This is a genomic window from Xenorhabdus indica, from assembly GCF_014467235.1.
Taxonomy (GTDB): Bacteria; Pseudomonadota; Gammaproteobacteria; order Enterobacterales; family Enterobacteriaceae; genus Xenorhabdus; species Xenorhabdus indica.
In genome coordinates this window covers 1-18,792 of record NZ_NKHP01000017.1, presented here as the reverse complement: position 1 = coordinate 18,792, position 18,792 = coordinate 1, and the positions used below count along the sequence as shown (strand labels likewise).

Annotated in this window: 6 protein-coding genes; 5 read left to right on the top strand and 1 reads right to left on the bottom strand. The window is 45.0% G+C overall.

The features are described from left to right. Nucleotides 1–5: 5 nt before the first annotated feature. From Xind_RS13460 to Xind_RS13440, 5 genes are read left to right on the top strand one after another with little or no spacing between them, the layout of a single operon-like run. Complete coding sequence (locus Xind_RS13460; protein WP_187650252.1) at nt 6–6,968, top strand: non-ribosomal peptide synthetase; 6,963 nt, start codon at nt 6–8, stop codon at nt 6,966–6,968. A 29-nt stretch (nt 6,969–6,997) separates the two neighbouring features. Then, on the top strand, nt 6,998–12,031 hold the full coding sequence (locus Xind_RS13455) for a type I polyketide synthase (protein WP_187650251.1): 5,034 nt from the start codon (nt 6,998–7,000) through the stop codon (nt 12,029–12,031). After that, entirely contained in the window at nt 12,028–13,614 is a 1,587-nt protein-coding gene (locus Xind_RS13450) for a condensation domain-containing protein (protein ID WP_187650250.1), read from the top strand. The genes Xind_RS13455 and Xind_RS13450 overlap by 4 nt, the downstream gene beginning before the upstream one ends. 10 nt (nt 13,615–13,624) lie before the next feature. After that, a complete protein-coding gene (locus Xind_RS13445) occupies nt 13,625–14,572 on the top strand; it encodes an ABC transporter ATP-binding protein (protein WP_047678436.1) in 948 nt (315 codons plus the stop codon). Further along, nucleotides 14,565–15,662 (top strand): ABC transporter permease, encoded by a 1,098-nt coding sequence (locus Xind_RS13440; protein ID WP_047678433.1) that lies wholly within the window; start codon nt 14,565–14,567, stop codon nt 15,660–15,662. Before Xind_RS13445 ends, Xind_RS13440 begins: the two co-directional genes overlap by 8 nt. Before the next feature lie 853 nt (nt 15,663–16,515). On the opposite strand, the gene Xind_RS13435 is transcribed toward Xind_RS13440, so the two are convergent. After that, entirely contained in the window at nt 16,516–17,406 is an 891-nt protein-coding gene (locus Xind_RS13435; RefSeq protein ID WP_052189351.1) for a lipase family protein, read from the bottom strand. Nucleotides 17,407–18,792: the final 1,386 nt, after the last annotated feature.

Below are 18,792 nucleotides of genomic sequence, written 5' to 3'. Positions count from 1 at the left end.
TAACAATGAAATATGCCCGACACTTGCAAAGTGAAGGGTATTTTGCCGGAGGTTTTATGCAGGAAAATACATTTCAATTTAAGGCATCCCTAGCGCAAAAACGTTTGTGGTTGCATGAACAACTCGAACAACAATCGGCTATTTATCACATCACCACTGCGCTGGTGCTTGAGGGAAAATTGGATATACCGGCACTTCAGCAGGCTATCAGCGACATGGTGGACAGGCACGAATCTTTCCGTACAGATTTTGTTTATCAAGATGGCACGCTTTATCAGCGTTGTCATGAATCGGTTTCTTTACCGCTGGTGACGGTTGATTTGTCTATGCTGAGTGAAGAACAGCAAAAACAACGTTTACAGCGGGACAGCCAGCGGCCATTTAATTTACAACAGGCGCCTCTGCTGCGTTTTACCCTGTATCGTTGTGGAGATGAACACGGAGAAGATCGCCATTATCTGGTGATGGTATTACACCATATTATTTCTGATGGCTGGTCTGCCGGTATTATCAGTCGTGAACTGACCGCGTGTTATAACGCTCGTCGGCAGGGCAATGTTCCTGAATTGCCATCGTTACCTATTCAGTACATTGATTACTCGGAATGGCAGCACCAACAGCATGAAAATACTGAATTTGAGACATCGCTGGCATGGTGGAAAGAAAAACTGTCCGGTGTTGAACCCATCGCTCTGCCTTTTGATTACCCACGCCCTAATCGTTTGAGTCTGCGTGGTAAAACGCATTGCTTCACTTTATCCCCTGAATTGACTAAGGCCTTGTCACAACAGGCGCAGCAACAGAATAAGACGCTATTCTCTACCCTGTTAAGTGCGTTTTACCTGTTACTTTATCGTTATAGCGGCCAGACGGATCTGGTTGTGGGTTCTCCGGTCTCAGGACGTGGACAACTGGAACTGGAAGGCGTTGTCGGTTTCTTTGTGAATACATTGGCTTACCGTATTGAACTGGAACCCCATGCCACGTTTGCCGAATTGCAGCAGCAGGTTTTTGATACGGTCCTTGACGGCCTGTCGCATCAACAGGTGAGTTTTGAACAACTGGTGGAAGCGATCAATCCCAAACGCGACCTGAGCTACTCTCCGTTATTTCAGGTGATGTTCGCTTTCGATGGTTCTGACTCTGCCGGATGGCAGTTTGATGGAATGAAAGCGACGCCATTCACATTATTGGGGGAGCACGCCAAATTCGATTTGACCTTATCCATGGAAAAAGTGTCATTGGCCGATGGCGCAGAACAATTGCGGGGAGCATTGGAATACAGCAGTGATTTGTTTAGTGAAGCGACTATCAGACAGTTTGAGGCGAATTTCCACTTCCTGTTGCAGGAAATCGTCCAGAATGCCCAAACCGCGCTGACGGATTACCAGTGTATCAATGAGGCTGAAAAACATTGGCTTGTGCATGAATGGCCGCGCCAACTGAGTCAGCATCCGGTGACACAGACCCTGCATCAGGCGTTTGAACAACAGGTCTTGCGTCGTCCGCAGGCGATTGCCCTGAGTACTGATCATGGACGGATGCTGACTTATAACCAGCTTAATCAGCGTGCCAACCAACTGGCACACTACATTCTGCAAATCCGGCGACAAATAGAAACAACCACAGTGCTTACACCGCGGGTTGGGCTTTGCCTGGAGCGTGATGAGGAGATGCTGGTGGCTATTCTGGCTGTACTGAAAGCCGGACTAGCCTATTTGCCGATTGATGGCAGCCACGCGCCGGAACGGGTGCGTTTCTACGTTGAAGATGCCAATGTTCAGTTGGTGATTGGTATCCCCCAATATCGAACCCTGTTTGACCACGAAAAAGTGGATTATCTCTGCATCGACACAGAAAAAACCTTTATTCAGACCATGTCTCTGGCTAACCCTGATATACCTTGTCAGCCGGATGCACTGGCTTATGTCATTTATACCTCAGGCTCCACCGGTGTACCGAAAGGGGTGGAAATACCCCATGCCAATGTCATGCGGTTGTTCAGCGCCAGTGAACGCCATTTTACATTTACAGAAAATGATGTCTGGACACTCTTCCACTCCTGTGCTTTCGACTTTTCCGTATGGGAAATATGGGGCGCGCTATTGTACGGTGGTCGTTTGAGCATTGTGCCTTATTGGGTCAGCCGGACACCGGAGCATTTCTATCAATGGGTGCAACAAGAAAAAGTCACGGTGTTGAATCAGACACCGTCTGCTTTCCTGCTCTTTATTACGGCAGATGATCAATGGAGTGAAGCGCAAAAGAACGAAATGGATCCTTCGTTGTCACTGCGCTATGTGATTTTGGGCGGTGAAGCGCTGGAGCCGGCTAATTTACTGGGCTGGTTCAAAAAACACGGGGATGAACAGCCTGAAATCATCAACATGTACGGCATCACCGAAACTACGGTGCATGTGACTTACCGCAGAATTAGGCAGGCTGATGCCTTGCAAGGTGGCAAAAGCCCGATTGGTGAGGCGCTGGATGATCTGGAAATTTTCCTGCTGGATAAACAGGGTAAATTGTCCCTGTTGGGCGCAGTGGGAGAAATGTACATTGGTGGAGCGGGTGTAGCACGGGGCTATCTGAATCGTCCTGAACTCACCGCCCAACGTTTTATCGATAAACGGCAGATTTTCCCACAGGCGGAGGCCGGACAGCGGTTATACCGGAGTGGGGATTTGGCCCGTTTACGGCGCGATGGTTCTCTGGAATACCTCGGACGTGCCGACCATCAGGTGAAGATCCGCGGATTCCGTATTGAACTGGGCGAAATTGAAACTGCCCTGAAACGTATTGACGCCATAGAACAGGCTGTCGTGATGGCTCACCAATATGAAGGTAATCAGGCTTCTCATCTGGTGGCTTATATCGTACCGGCTTCTCACTCCAGTCCTATATCATCCGCTGAAACGTTATCAGTTGAAACGTTATCAGTTGAAACATTATCAGTTGAAACAATAAGAGCTGAGTTAAAACGTACACTGCCGGACTATATGTTGCCATCGGCCTTTATTTTCCTTGATGCCCTGCCATTAACCAGTAATGGCAAGATTGATCGCAAGGCCCTCCCTGCACCACAGCAAGTACGGCCGCAGCTAGCCAGTGAATATCAGGAAGCACGCAGTGAAACCGAGGCAGCACTGCTGATGTTATGGCAGGAAACATTGCCAGTATCCCAGATTGGTATTCATGATAACTTTTTTGCCTTAGGGGGGGACTCTCTGCGGGGTGTGCAATTAACCGGTAAAGCACAGGATCGTGGCTGGCCCTTGACGCTGGTGGATCTGTTCCAGCACCAGACTATAGCAGAACTGGCCGCCCTGATTGATGAACGCGGGGCGAATGAACCGAATAAAGCGTATCAACAGCCGGCACAAAGCATTGCCCCGTTCAGTCAGATTTCAGAGAAAGATCGCCAGCGCTTAGAGGAAAAGCGGGAAAAAATCATTGATGCCTATCCGCTCAGCCGGATGCAGGCGGGTATGTTCTATCACATGAACATGTCTCCTGATGCCAATGTGTATCACTGTACCGGCACTTCCCATCTGCGTGTGAATGGACGATTTGATGAACAGGCATTCAGGGAAGCGACAGCCCAGACCGTGGCTGCTCACGATGTACTGCGCACTGCGTTTGATATGGAAAATTACAGCGAACCTCTTCAGTTAGTTTATCAGTTTGCTGAATTACCCATTGTTGTTGAAGACTTGCGTCATTTGTCAGAAAAAGAGCAGGATGAGCGGGCAAAAGCGTTACTGGAAGCGGAAAGGGTCAATCCATTTGATCTGCTGAATCCGACACTGTTGCGTTTCTTCATTCAATTACGTACGGATAACTCATTCCAGTTTACGATGACCGAATGTCACCCGGTCTTTGATGGCTGGAGTTATAACACCATGATCGTGGAAGTGTTCAATCGCTACGCCACGTTAACAGGACAAGCCAACTGGCAGGCACCGGATAAAAAATCGCTGGAATACCGTGATTTTATTGCACTGGAACAAGCCGCTATTGCTGATGAAAAACAAAAAGATTATTGGGCGCAGAAACTGGATGATTGCACTATCCTTGAATTGCCCCGTAAACAGCATACAGACGGGATTAATGATACCGCCGCATCTGCAACCAGTCCGAAATTGAAATCTTTTTCGCTGATACTGGACAGTACTGTTTATCAGGGATTGCGCCACCTGATGCAGCAACTGGGCGTGCCACTGAAAAGTATCCTGCTGACCGGACATATCAAAGTCATGAGTATTTTCAGCGGAGAGCATGACATCCTGACCGGGATCACTGCCAATGGTCGCCCGGAAGCTCAGGGCGGTGATCATCTGTATGGACTGTTCCTTAATATCCTGCCGTTCCGCCAGATTTTGACCCCCGTTTCCTGGCATGAACTGATCCGACAAGTCTTTGCCAACGAAATTGAAGCGATCCCTTATCGTCGTTACCCGCTAGCAGAAATTCAGCGTCAATTTGGTCAGCAACCGTTGTTGGATGAAGTCCTGTTTAACTACATTGATTTCCACATTTACGACCAGATGGTGCCGGAAGTAGGACTGGAAGTTGTGGACAGGCTGCATACTCAGGATGTTTATGAGGGCACTCACTTTACATTAGATGTCCATTTTCAGCATCTGACTCTCTCGTCTGCCTTGGCGAGTGATCAAATCTCTGTCCAGCTTGATTATGACGAAAATAAAATCAGCCGTGGATTAGCGGCGAACATGGCTGAATGCTATGCCGCTGTATTTGCTGCTATGGTGGCAGAACCGCAGGCATTGCACTGTGACAGCCACTTCCTGCCGATAATCCAACAACGGAAGATTGAAAGTTTCAATCAGGGAGCACCGGGCTATCAAGGGCAAGAAACACTGGCAGCGTTGTTTGCTGAACAGGCAGCCCGTACTCCTTCAGCCTGCGCAGTTGAATACGGAGAGCGGCAACTCAGTTATCTGGAACTGCATCAGCAATCTAACCAATTGGCTCATTTACTGGCACAAAAAGGGGTAAAACAGGGGCAGTATGTTGCTCTGTTATTGGGACGCAGTATTGAGTTAGTTATTTCGGTGCTGGCGCTGGTAAAACTCGGTGCGGTTTACCTGCCACTTAATACCGAAGATCCGGATATCCGGCTGATTGAGCAGATCGAAGATACACAATGTGATCTGCTGATTATTGACAGGCGGATAACAGACAGGTTGTTGCCTTCGATTGCATCTCATTTTCCTCCCATTTTGTGGCTGGATGAAGAGCAGTCCGCACTGGCTCAGATGCCGGTCACGGACCTGCCGGGCAATCTTAGCTATCACGCGGAAAACCAAGCCAATATACCGGCCTATGTCATGTATACCTCAGGTTCTACCGGTAAACCTAAAGGGGTATTGATCGGGCAGAAAGGCATTATTCGTCTGGTCAAAGATGTCAATTATATTGACTTCCAGACCTTTGGTCGTTGTCTGCAATTGGCATCTGTCAGTTTTGATGCCTCAACATGGGAAATCTGGGGGCCGTTGCTGAATGGCGGCTCTATAGTGATCTACCCACAGGGTGCCATTTCTGTACTCCTGTTGGAAAAAATCATTAAGGAGTCGGGAGTAGAAAGTCTGTTCCTGACATCTTCGTTGTTTAATCTGATTGTTGATGAGCGGCCACAGACACTGCAAACAGTAAAACAGCTTATTTCCGGTGGGGAGGCAATGTCATCATGGCATGCAGCCCGTATTAAGGAACGCTACCCTGAACTGCTTCTGATCAACGGCTACGGTCCGACAGAAAATACGACTTTCACCACCAGCCATTGTTACCGTGGTACAGAAGGTAACAGTGTACCAATCGGCAAACCGAATGAAGGCAATCTGGTCTATGTTCTTGATACCTTCCATCAACCAGTCCCTATCGGCACCGCGGGTGAGTTGTACATTGGTGGTGATGGTCTGGCAATGACATATCTGAATCAGGAAAGCCTTTATCAAGACCTGTTTATTGAAAATCCATTCGATAAATCCCTTTCCGCGCGGTTATATAAAACCGGAGATCGTGGGCGTTATCTTCCTAATGGCGATATTGAATATCTGGGACGCATTGATAACCAGAACAAAATCAGAGGCTATCGGGTAGAGACCGGGGAAATTGAAGCTGTGTTGTGTAAACATCCTGATGTTGAACGTGCTGTTGTTCGTGTGATTGAGGAAAACCGGGGCAAACGGATCGCTGCTTATGTTGTTCTGAGTGCCGGACAAACACTGAATACGATGGAATTGCGCAGTTATCTGGCGGAAAGATTACCACGCTACATGATCCCGGCCTATTTCAGGGCACTGTCTTCTCTGCCACTGAATGCCAACGGCAAGATCGATATTGCGCGGCTGCCGCATCATGATGTCTCGAATCATGAGGCTTTGAATAATGGGGGAATTCCGTTTACTGCGACAACTACAACTATTGTCGCGACAACTATTGCCGCGACAACTATTGCTACTACAGATATTGCTACTACAAATATTGCTACTACAGATGCCACGGCTACAGAAGCAAACGCTGTTGCAACGGAGACTGTCGAAGAAGAAAGCACACAATGGGAATTATCATCCGATCCGACTGTACAGGCCATTCAGCAAGTCTGGGCTGAAGTACTGGATATGGAATACCCTGATTGTGATGAAAACTTTTTCGATCTGGGGGGAGATTCACTGCTACTGGCTCGTGTCCATCTGAAACTGCATGCGTTGGGTTATAACCGCCTGTCCATTATTGATTTGCTGAATTACTCCACTATTCACCAGCTTGCTCAGTATATTAACGGCAGGCGTGGACAGGATGATCACAGCGTATCGTCATCAGCCATGAACACAGGGCAGAAAAATAACGAGATGAGTCAGAGCAATATCGCTGGTGGCCGTCAACGTCTGGCTGAAATGCAGAAAAAAATGCAGCAGAAACAGCAACAGGCAAAGGAATAGCGGGCAAACGGGAAGAGGAATAGCGGATTATGAATAACACCGAAGTTAATAAAGTTCAGGTGGATCACTCTCAGATGACACAATCAATGGAACCAATGTTGCATGGTTTTGAAATTGCCATTATTGGTATGGCCGGGCAATTTCCCGGTGCTAATGATATTGAACAATTCTGGCAGAATATTGCTGCCGGCGTTGAATCCATCAGACCACTGAGCGATGCTGAACTGGATGCAGAAGGAATATCAATGGAGGCTCGTTCGCGAGCCGACTTTATTCGCAATGCTTCCGTATTAGACCATCCGGAAGATTTTGATGCGGAATTTTTTGGTTATTCGCCACGGGAAGCACAGGCTATTGATCCACAACAGCGTCTGTTTCTGGAAACCTCATGGCTGGCTTTGGAAAATGCCGGCTATACACCGGAGAAATTCCCCGGAGTAATCGGTGTCTATGCCAGCAGTTCCGGCAGCAGCTATTTACTGCACTATTTGTTGAATTACCCCACGGTAATGCGGCGCTTTTTGTCGGATATGTTGTTATTCGGTAATAATAACGACCTGCTTTCGACCAGGGTATCTTATAAGCTCAATTTGCGCGGGCCGAGTTTTACCATCGGCTCTGCCTGTTCAAGTTCAATGGTAGCTTTGCACTATGCCTGTCAGTCTTTGCTGGCGGGAGAATGTGACATTGCGTTAGGTGGCGGTGTTCATATCGGTTTTCCATCCCACAGCGGCTATCATTTTGATGGTAGTGGCATTCTATCCCATGATGGACATTGTCGTACTTTCGATGCTGAGGCATCCGGTACATTGGGTGGCGATGGTGTCGGTGTTCTGGTGCTGAAACGGTTACAGGATGCACTGGACAGCGGTGATCATATTTATGCGATTATCAAAGGTTCTGCGGTAAATAATGATGGGGCGGAGAAAATCGGTTTTACCGCACCCTCAGTAGCAGGCCAGACTGCGGTACTTCGGCGCGCATTATTGGCGGCAGATGTTCCGGCAGAGAGTATCAGTTATATAGAAGCACATGGCACAGCCACTCATCTTGGTGATCCTATGGAGATGAAAGCCCTGCTTAATGCTTATGATCAGCAGGCTGTCAGGCTCCAGGAGCAACTGGCTCAGGAGCAATTGACCAACGAGCTATTAACCGACCAGATACGTTGTGCCGTTGCTTCGGTAAAGGCCAATCTGGGGCATGTAGATTCCGCTGCGGGTGTAACGGGAGTCATGAAAGTTGCACAGATGCTGACACACCGTTATCTGCCACCTGCGGTCAACTTTACCCGCTTGAATCCGGAAATTAATCTGACTGGCTCAAGATTTTATATTCCGATAAAAGGGGAGGAATGGCAGAGTCGGAGCGTTCGTCGCGCAGGGGTCAGCTCCTTTGGTATCGGAGGAACCAATGCCCACATGATTTTACAAGAAGCTCCTTGTGTTCCCTCATCAGGTCCTGCTCATTCGCAACAGCTACTCTGCTTCTCAGCTAAAACGCCGGCAGCATTACGGGCAAATATGCTGAAATTTCGTCAGTGGCTGGAAAAATCGCCTCAATTGCCATTGGCTGATATCGCATACACCTTGCATATCGGTCGTCACGAAATGGATTACCGACATAGTCTGGTATGCCATGATCACAAAAGCGCTGTTGCGGCACTGGACAATTATTTATCCCAGACAGCACAGGAAAATGCGGTACAGGATACAGTACGTACAGTTTCTTCATCAGTTGTCTTTATGTTCAGCGGACAGGGGGCCCAGTATTCCGGCATGATGAAGGGATACTATGAGCAGGAGCCGCAATTTAAAACAACGGTTGATAAATGCGCGGTGATCTTGCTTCCCTTATTGGGACGAGATATCCGTACACTGATCTTCGACTCCGCTGAGCGTGATGAAACATCGGCGCTGTATCAAACGCGCTATACCCAACCTGCCTTATTCGTTGTTGAATATGCGTTGAGCCAGTTACTGATGGAATGGGGGCTCCGCCCGACAGCGTGTATTGGTCACAGTATAGGTGAATATGTGGCAGCTTGCCTTGCTGGCGTATTTACCTTAGAGGATGCATTGAAGATTGTGGTCAGGCGAGCAGGATTAATGAATCAGATGCCTGCCGGTAAAATGTTAGCGGTGGGGCTTGATGCAAAAACATTACAAGGCTATCTCAGTGAAGGCGTAACACTGTCCGCTTATAATGCCCCTGAGCTTTGTGTCGTATCCGGTGAAACTGACGCCATATTAGCGCTGGAAGGCCGTCTTGCGGAAGAAACTGAAAATAGCATTGAAGTCAGGGCGCTGCATACTTCCCATGCTTTCCACAGTGCCATGATGGATGGTTGTCTGGAGCCGTTCAGGCAGGCATTTGATGGCGTATCATTATCAGCGCCCAGATTGCCATTTATCTCTTGTGTAACAGGAACATGGATCACGGCTGAACAAGCAACATCTCCCGATTATTGGGTTCGTCAGTTACGTGAGCCGGTCTCATTCAGTCAAGGTATTGCGTGCTTGTTGTCCCAACAAATGGCACCTGCAAAAGTTCAGTCTCAAAAATCTTCATCGCCAAAAACACCGGTCTTATTAGAAGTCGGGCCGGGCAGCACTTTGGCCGGACTGGCAAAAATACAGAGTACGGGGATATCGGCATATCAACGAGTGCTCAGCAGTACACGTGGGATCAAACAAGATATTCAGGATCGGCAGTATTTATTGAATATATTGGGACAGTTGTGGCAGCAGGGGATATCTGTAGATTGGGCCGCGTTTTATCGGCAACAGAAGCGGCATCGCCTTCCTCTGCCCGGATACGTATTCCAGCATCAGCGTTACAGTCTGGATACATTGGTTGATGATGATTCATATCGTAACCCTCTTCATGCCGACCAATCTGTACCGGCTAATGGACGACTACCACTGGAACAGTGGAGCCATCAGGTTCGCTGGAAACAGATGACCGTACCAGTGCTGGATCATGTCAGTTTGAACGGTCAGGTTTTCCTGATTTTTATGGATCGGGCCGGGATAGGAAAGCGGTTAACGACGGCACTGACACAATTGGGGGGGGAAGTCTGGCGGGTGATACAGGGCAAGCATTTCCATACCGATACCACTTCCCGTCAGGTAACGATTAATCCGCAGCACAGTGAAGACTATCAGGCTCTGGCAGATTTGCTTAAGCAGCAGAAAGTACGGGTGAATAACATTATTCATGCCTGGTCGATAACCCGTTCGCCCTCCATTGCATTGAAAACAGCGTTCACAAATTATGAATCCTTACTGCATATTGCCCGGCAATTTGCGGTGGATAGCGTTTCATCGGATAGCTTCTTAACCGATAGCTTCTCAACCGATGGAATGGAAACAAAGGATGGACTGCAAGCCGATATCTTAGAAACAGATGTCTTAAAAACAGATGCTTTAAGAACCAGCCCATCCAGCCCATTAAGAATAAACATTCTCTCTAATCGGCTGCATGTTATTACCGAACATGATTGTAATGATCCTGCCAAAGCGTTGCTCATTGGCCCTTGTCGTGTGATCCCAAAAGAATTTGAGCAGGTACAGTGTAAGAGTATTGACATTGCACTGCCCGCTACCCGATGGTCACTGCCTTTACTCAATCCCATTCACTCCAACGCGATAATGTCAACATTACTGGCGGAGATCCTTAGACAACCGGAAGGGCAGAATACAGAGCAGCAGAACGAACAAGACAATATCGTAGCACTCCGTGGCAGACATCGTTATGTCCCGTTGATTGAAACTGTCACACTGCCGGTTGCGTCGCCACCATTATTCAGACAGGGAGGCCATTACCTGATCACTGGGGGATTTGGTGGTATTGGCGCCACGATAGCGACTCATCTGGCGAGCCGTTATCAGCCTCATTTAATTTTCATTAGCCGCAGTGAATTGCCACCCGAAAATGCGTGGTCAGATTGGCTGAAAAATCATGATGCCGACAATAAACGGTCACGTCATATCCGTTTATTGCAGCAGTTACAACAGATGGGGGCTTCTGTTTCTGTCATTGCAGCCGATTTAGCGGATGCGGCCAGAGTTGGTAAAGCACTAACAGATGTTGTACTCCAGCATGGACAGATCCACGGCATTTTCCACTGTGCCGGTATCGCAGACGGTGGACTGATTCAAAACCGCCGACTCGAAGATTCGCTTCAGGTTTTCCAATCAAAAGTAGTGGGAACACAAGTATTGGATAACTGGTTTAAACGTCAACCGTTGGACTTCTTCGTCCTGTGCTCATCGTTGGCCTCTACCGTGGGATCAATGGGACAAGTCGCTTATTGTGCCGCGAATGCCTTTGAAGATGCTTATGCCTTGTCACGCCATCAACGCTGTTTAAGCAAGGAAAACTCAGGCAAGAAAAATCATACCCGTTACCTTGCCATTGGTTGGGATTCATGGCGTGAAGTCGGAATGGCGGTAGATAGCTTGCGCCAGTGGTATCAGGATGATGAGGAACAGGAAAGCATTAAACACGGTATCCTGCCGGAAGAGGGTTGCCAATTACTGGAGTCACTATTGGCACATGGTGATAGTGTTTACGCCATTTCTACCCGTGGCTTACCGTTGCCGGATATTGACCACGGCTCAGAAGAGAATACTGCGGCAGGGCAAGATCCAAATGTGGTGAAGACAAGCTCATGGCAAAGTGACGCGGCTTCCACACAGAAGTCTTCTACTCAGAAGAGCGTTACCCAGAAAACAAATGAACAGAAATTGTATCCCCGCCCGGTATTGAGTGTCGATTATCAACCGCCCCGTAATCAAACAGAAGAGATTATTGCTGATATCTGGCAGGAAAAAATGGGTATTGGTCCATTAGGCGTATTTGATGATTTCTTTGAACTCAATGGTCATTCGCTCATGGCTGTGCAGATCATCGCAAAAATTAAACAACGGCTGCAAGTAACGTTTCCCGTAGGTTTTATTTATGAACACTCCACCATTGAGCAATTAGCTGAACAGGTCAATCTGCGCAGCCGGCAGAAAACGGAAAATCTGGCAGATAACCCGGAGGGAAGGAAATGACCGCCTATACTCAGAAGCGTGAGACAGCTCTGACTGCGCATCATTCTGGAAAAAATAAAGGGAAGGGGAATTGGTTCCCGTTGGGGTATGCTCAGCTCTGCTTCTGGTTTGTCTCCACTGCACTTGGGGATACCGCCAACAATCAGGTAGGTATTTTGATTGAAGGGGACTTGCGAACAAACTTGCTGGAGCAAGCCATCAATAACCTGATTCAGTCGCATATCTCCCTGCGTACGGAAATTCTGGACTATGCACCGATGCAGCGGACTTGCCATGTCCGGGAGTTCGACTTACCTCTACAGGATCTGTCAGGGTATGATGTCGATGAGCAGGAACAGTTCATTATCAAAAATTCCCGGCAATTCCTGAATACACCATTTGACCTGAAATCCCCCCCTCATCTACGGGCACAGCTTTTCCGGCTGGAGGAATCAAAACATCTGCTGTTTTTATGTTTTCCTCACATTGTGGCAGATGGAGGCGCCATGCACCTGTTTGAACAACAACTATGGCGGTTTTATGCACAAGGGTGTCAGGGGAAGAAAAATCCGTTACGTACAGATAAAAGCATGGCAAATCAGATGCAGATTGATGAATGGGTACGCTATGAGCGGGAAATCCATCAGCGTCAGGGGCTACAGGATCTGGCTTTCTGGCGGCGTCATTTGATGGGATATTCCTATGCGCGTTTCCCCGCCCGTGACCTCAATCAGGAGAACTTTATCGATCACGAGTTCTACCTGCCGTTTCCCGATGATAGTTACGCATTGTTGAATATTCTGGCGAAACAGCACAAGGCAACGTTACAGATGGCCTTTCTGACATTGGTTGCTGAGGTTGTCCATGAAATGACAGGGCAGTCACGTTTCTCTCTCAATTCGGTGCTGGAAGGCCGGGAACAGCCCGGAAGTGAGACGCTGATGGCACCCATGTTGCGTGTCATGCCGGTGCCTATCAACATGGACAGGATCATCGCTAAAGCAACAGAACAGGGGGCGGCAACCGTCGCCTTGCTGGAACAAGTCAGGGAAAATATTTTGTGTGCTTATGATCATATAGAATGCCCGTGGAGCCTGCCTGTTGGTGTTATGGCTAAGCAGCGTTGGCACAACAGTCCCCGGCTGTATTCTCTGGCAATCCGAACAGGTAGCTGGCTCTACAGCAAAATATTCCGGCGTGCTCAACTTTACCCAAGCTTTTTGGCTGATTTTCTGTTTATGGAGCCGAGACCGCCGCAGTCCATCATCCGCCGAAACAAACACAGTGTGGAAATTTCGCAACCAACGATTAACATCAATATATTGCAGGATGCATTCAAATCTACGGTAGCTGATAACAAACCGGGTGGATTGCATCTGAGTGGCTATTGGAAAAGTGAACATCGGGAACAACAAACCTTATCCAGTCAATCAATATCCACCGGATGGGAAAATGATTCCATCAATATTTACGTCACACTCTCTGAAGATGGGAAACCAATCATGCAAATCAATTGCTGCTGTTTCAATCAAAATGGGATCACACGTTTTACCGGGTTACTGAAAGCGAAACTATCCTCCCTTTCCCAATTTATCACCATATGAGATACAGAGAATGGGTATTCAGAATCAAGAAGAGAAAGTGATTGAGTTTAACCAAGTCAAAAAACACTTCAAAGATTATCAGGCACTGAAAGGTATTTCTCTGGATGTGTATCGTGGGGAGTTTATTGGCCTGCTTGGTCCGAATGGTGCGGGAAAAACGACACTGGTTGAAATACTGGAAGGCCTGAAAAAACCGGACTCAGGCTCTGTACGGGTATTGGGAAAAACATGGCAGCATGACGCGCATTACCTGCGTCAGCGTCTCAGTGGTGTCTTACAGGAAACATTGTTTATCAATAAACTGAAAGTGGAAGAAGTTCTGACCCTGTTCGGTAGCTTCTATGGCTGTTCACGTAAACGAGTACAGGATGTTATGGAGTTGGTTGAGTTGACGGAAAAACACAAAACCTATGTGGAGGGGTTATCGGGGGGACAGCGTCAGCGACTGGCACTGGGTGTTGCCATTATGAATGAGCCGGAAATCCTGATACTGGATGAGCCTACAACCGGGCTTGATCCACGTTTCCGCCATGATACCTGGGATATTCTGCGCAAACTTAACCGGGAAAAACAGTCAACAATGCTTCTGACAACCCATTACATGGAAGAGGCTGAATACTTATGTGACCGTATTTGTATCATGAACAAAGGGGAAATCATTGCTCAGGGCAGTATGGATGAATTGTTGAAAAAGCACTGTAATGGCGACCTGATTGAACTGAGCACCTCATCTCCTGAACGTTTACAGGGATTGAGTCAACACAGCCAGGTACTGAGTTATGAGTACGATGAGAAAAAACACAAGGTTCGTATGATGATTAACGATTCTGCCAGTTTTGTAGCCTATCTTTTTGAGTTTGCTAAAAAAGTCAATGCAGATATTAATGAGTTTATGGTCAGGAGAAAAACATTGGATGATTTGTTCATGATTCTGGCAGGGAGAAGATTCCATGAATAGCGCACTGATCAATCTGATGAAAACGCAATTCCGGCAATATCTCCGTGAACCGGAAATACTGTTCTGGTCATTTGGTTTTCCGCTGTTGCTGGTTTGGTTATTAGGCGTTTCATTCTCATCTCAGGATATCCCGGAAAGGGATATCGGTATCGTCTTGCCTACAGAAATTGTAGAACAGCAGAAGATCAAACAATGGGGAGAGCAGCTTGCAGCACATGAGCACATGATCTCCGGTATTATCAATCAGGATGGAATCAAACGTGATAAATTGGTGAAGGTGAAATATCGCATTAAATATTATCCTGATCACGATGCTGTGGTTCTGGGGTTGAAACGTGGTGATATCCAGATGTTTATTGAACAGAATGCAGAAGGTAAGCGGGTTCACTACCTTGATCCACAGGACAGTAATGCACTGTTGACTTACTACCTGCTCAATCAACAGGAGGGAAAACAGGCAGACGAAAACCTCTTCATATTGGAAACACCGGGGTTACGTTATCTGGATTTCCTGGTGCCGGGATTGTTGGCGATGGCAATTATGGAAACCTGTCTGATCGCAGTCGGTTGGGCACTGGCAGAGAAACGCATTGCACGGGTAACACGTCAAATGTGCATCACACCAATGCGTAAATCCACCTTTCTGATGGCACACATTCTGGCTTGTCTGATCATCAACTTCGTTGAAATATTGATTATTTACCTGTTTGCCGAAATTTACTTCGGCATAGAAATACAGGGATCGTTTTACGCCTTTTTGCTTTTGTTGTTCACGGGAAACATCTGTTTCTCTGGTGTAGCGGTTTTGGTAGCATCCCGTGCCCGCAAAGCCCAGACGGCGAATGGTTTGCTGGAAGTTTCGATTCTGGTACAGGTTTTGGTATCAGGGATCTTTTTCAGTTACAAACACTTTCCACAATGGATGGTGAGTATCGTTGAATACCTGCCGTTAACCATTCTGGCAGATAATATGCGCAAGGTATTTATTGAAGGTGGGGATCTATTACAAGTTGTGCCCGCTTCAATGGCGTTAGTTGTGATTGGGATTATCGCCTTTATATTAGGAATGCGGATTTTTCGTTGGTATTAATTGGATGGTATTAAGTTGTAGGTATACTTAAAAATAAGTGGCTGCTTTGGCAGCCGCTTGTACGTTGTACGGTCAGTGAGATGTCCAAAGGTATTGCTGTTGGTGGTTGCTTTCATGGCGGTTTCTACGGTTATCAATATCCTGCAAGGTAATATGACTGGCGAAACCTGAGGCAAGAAAAAGAATTACATCGGCAATTTCTTCCCTTCCGTTCCAGCCTGACTAAATCGGCTGGCAATGTGATAACCAATACCACTTCCTGTTCTTTATATTTGTTCTTTTGTGGTTTTCAATGTCTTATTCTTGATAGGCAGTACCATGGATTTCATCTCTCAATATAGCAATATAGATGTTTTAAGATAATTTTTTAAAAATCAAATTGATAATTAAGACGACATCATTATGACTAAGCTGAATAGTGAAGGCCTCCTGCCACGTTACTCCTGATAATGCTCCATTAATTCTGTTAGCCAGTGGTTACGATTAATAAAATAAATTTGATGATACTGCAAAGAATAATCATTATTAATATCATTAGATAATGATAATCATTTTTATTTTTTGTATTCGTTGCTGATGGGATGTATCAAAGGGATATTTCATTGGTGAGCGGATATTTGTGAAGGGGATAAAGGGATGAAGTTAGTATTTCAGCCATCAGGCACGGTAGATAATTTATTATCTGCTCCTCATGTTGGCAGTGTTCTACACTGCGTGACAGTATCCCATGATTAGAAACAAATACCTTAGAACCTGAGTCTCAGCAAAGTGATAATTAACCCGATATATGGACACCCAGAATTAAGTCGGTGTCCATATATCGGGTTATGAATAATAATCTGTGATGATTTATTTAACCGAATATGACTTGCAGACAATCATTCCATGTTTCATTCTCTTCTGGAGTACCATATTTATCAAGGACATTGAAAAATTGAAATCTATTTAATAAAGCAATATAACTGAGTAAGGCATGGTTGCAAATGATTGAATCATGGATTGTCACTTTGTCCATCGAAATAAGCTCCTTAACATGTGGTAGTTGTTCACCGAGAAAATAGGGAAGACGAGGAACTATATCATTTACATAATTAATAACGACATTATCTCTAAAATGCTGATCAATATATGTAACAAATTCTCGATTCCCTGTTTTTGGACTGGCAAATAGGCATGTCCTGCCATTAGGTGCTTTATCATAGATATCTCTTATAAGGTAAGTTGCCATTGCAGCACCAAGACTGTGACCTGATATCGTATATTGACCATATGTCCCGATAAATTGTGCGATGGCGTCTGCTAGTTTGAATTGGGTGTAACCAATCTCCGTATCGTAAGGAATAATAAGTTTCAGAGATTTATATAGTTTATAAAAGCCATCAAAAACAGCTTGATCCGGTGTATCAGACCAAGGATATATATAATTTATATGTAACTCTTCTATAAATTCTGTCAGGGTTTTAGTTCCTCGGAGGGCAATAAAATATTCTCCGGGGTTAGTTATTCTCTCAGCAATATATCCATTAATAACTTTAGTTGCGGTAATCATTAATTCATTTTTATTTGTTTTGGCATTTTTTTTGAAATGAAAGTTGTTACCCAAAATATAACCTGTCAATTTCCACCCATCTCTTTCTATGCGTGGATCTGGGGGAGGTTTCGGGTCATTTGGATATTGTTCATACATACTTGCTGCATATAGAACTAACGATGCGAATTTATCAGCGGCATTTACAGAATACATAGTATATCTCCTTCATATCGGTTTTATAAAAAACTAAATAGCTAACTAAAGTATATTTAGATTTGTAGAACCTGCCTGGAATTTTGGTGAATATTTTGTATTTTTTTTGTTGGCTTTTTTTAGTTATCTTAACGAAATCCAACAAGTTAATCCTAATTAATTAACATAGTTGTTGAATTGACAGGTGGGATTGAAAAATCAATTTCTCATATTAATATATAATTAATTAACTTGATGTTTTTTTATATTTTATTTTTTAAATATAATGAAATTAGGATGGTTGTCTATTATTTTAAACATATTAATGTACTAAATAGTTATAAGATTATGTTAATGATTTGTCAGCTTGGAAGATAATAAATACATTAAGATAAATGATTATAAAGAGGCGGATATGTCAGCACTACATTCAATTTTTGAACTGATTAACAATGCTGTGTTACTGGAACTGAACTACCAATTCAGCATTGCACCTTTGTAATCGATCACTTCCGGGGATTTGCTCCCTTGCCGTTATGACGTACCTTGAAAACCATGGAGTATAAGTTTTTTCTCCAAAATTAATTTTTTTTTACCTCAAGAATAAATAAACATTCACTAAATATTCCCTTATTTAAAATGGATATCTTAGTTATTCCTTAATTGAAAATTATACCTTCTCTCAGTATTCACCTGACTGTTATACCTTCTGAATAATAAATCAAATGTTAGTATGTAATTTATGAACTATATAATTTGTTTTATTTCTCTCTCCGTAATAATTAAAAACACCCTGTATTAAATAAAAAATAATGTAGACTTGAATCTAAATGACAATCAAAATTATACAGATAAATAACTGTGCTGATTTAATAGTGAGTAATAAATCATGGTTATAATTAAAATAAGAGATGAAGGGTATAAATAGTTATTCAGAGTAACTGAAATATAAAGTAACTCATATCAGTAATGGAGAACATTAACCATTAACACTGGTAAATATCAACTATTTTTGTATAAAGGAGAATGCTGAAAGATTGCGAGAATCTCTGTAGTGATGCAACGATAGATAATAACGAGACTTACCAGATTAAGTAATAATATAGGCCGGAACAGGTGAAAAAGCGTTAGGTTTCGAATAGTGGATTACATGAATACCAAAGCATGAATTGATTTAGGTTGGGTATAGAGCTGCAATCTACTCGTTTGTGTCATAGAGTGCAAGTGACTTGCGAACGGAATGCATTCGTATAATTTATTATGAGAATACCTGAAAGTGCGTTGAATTCGAATGTATATAGCCTTCATCCTTCTCAGGAAGATGTGTTTTACGAACAGGCACTTTATGAAAATAGTCCAATACACAATCTCGGTTGGTATGCTTTTATAGAAAAACAGATTGATATA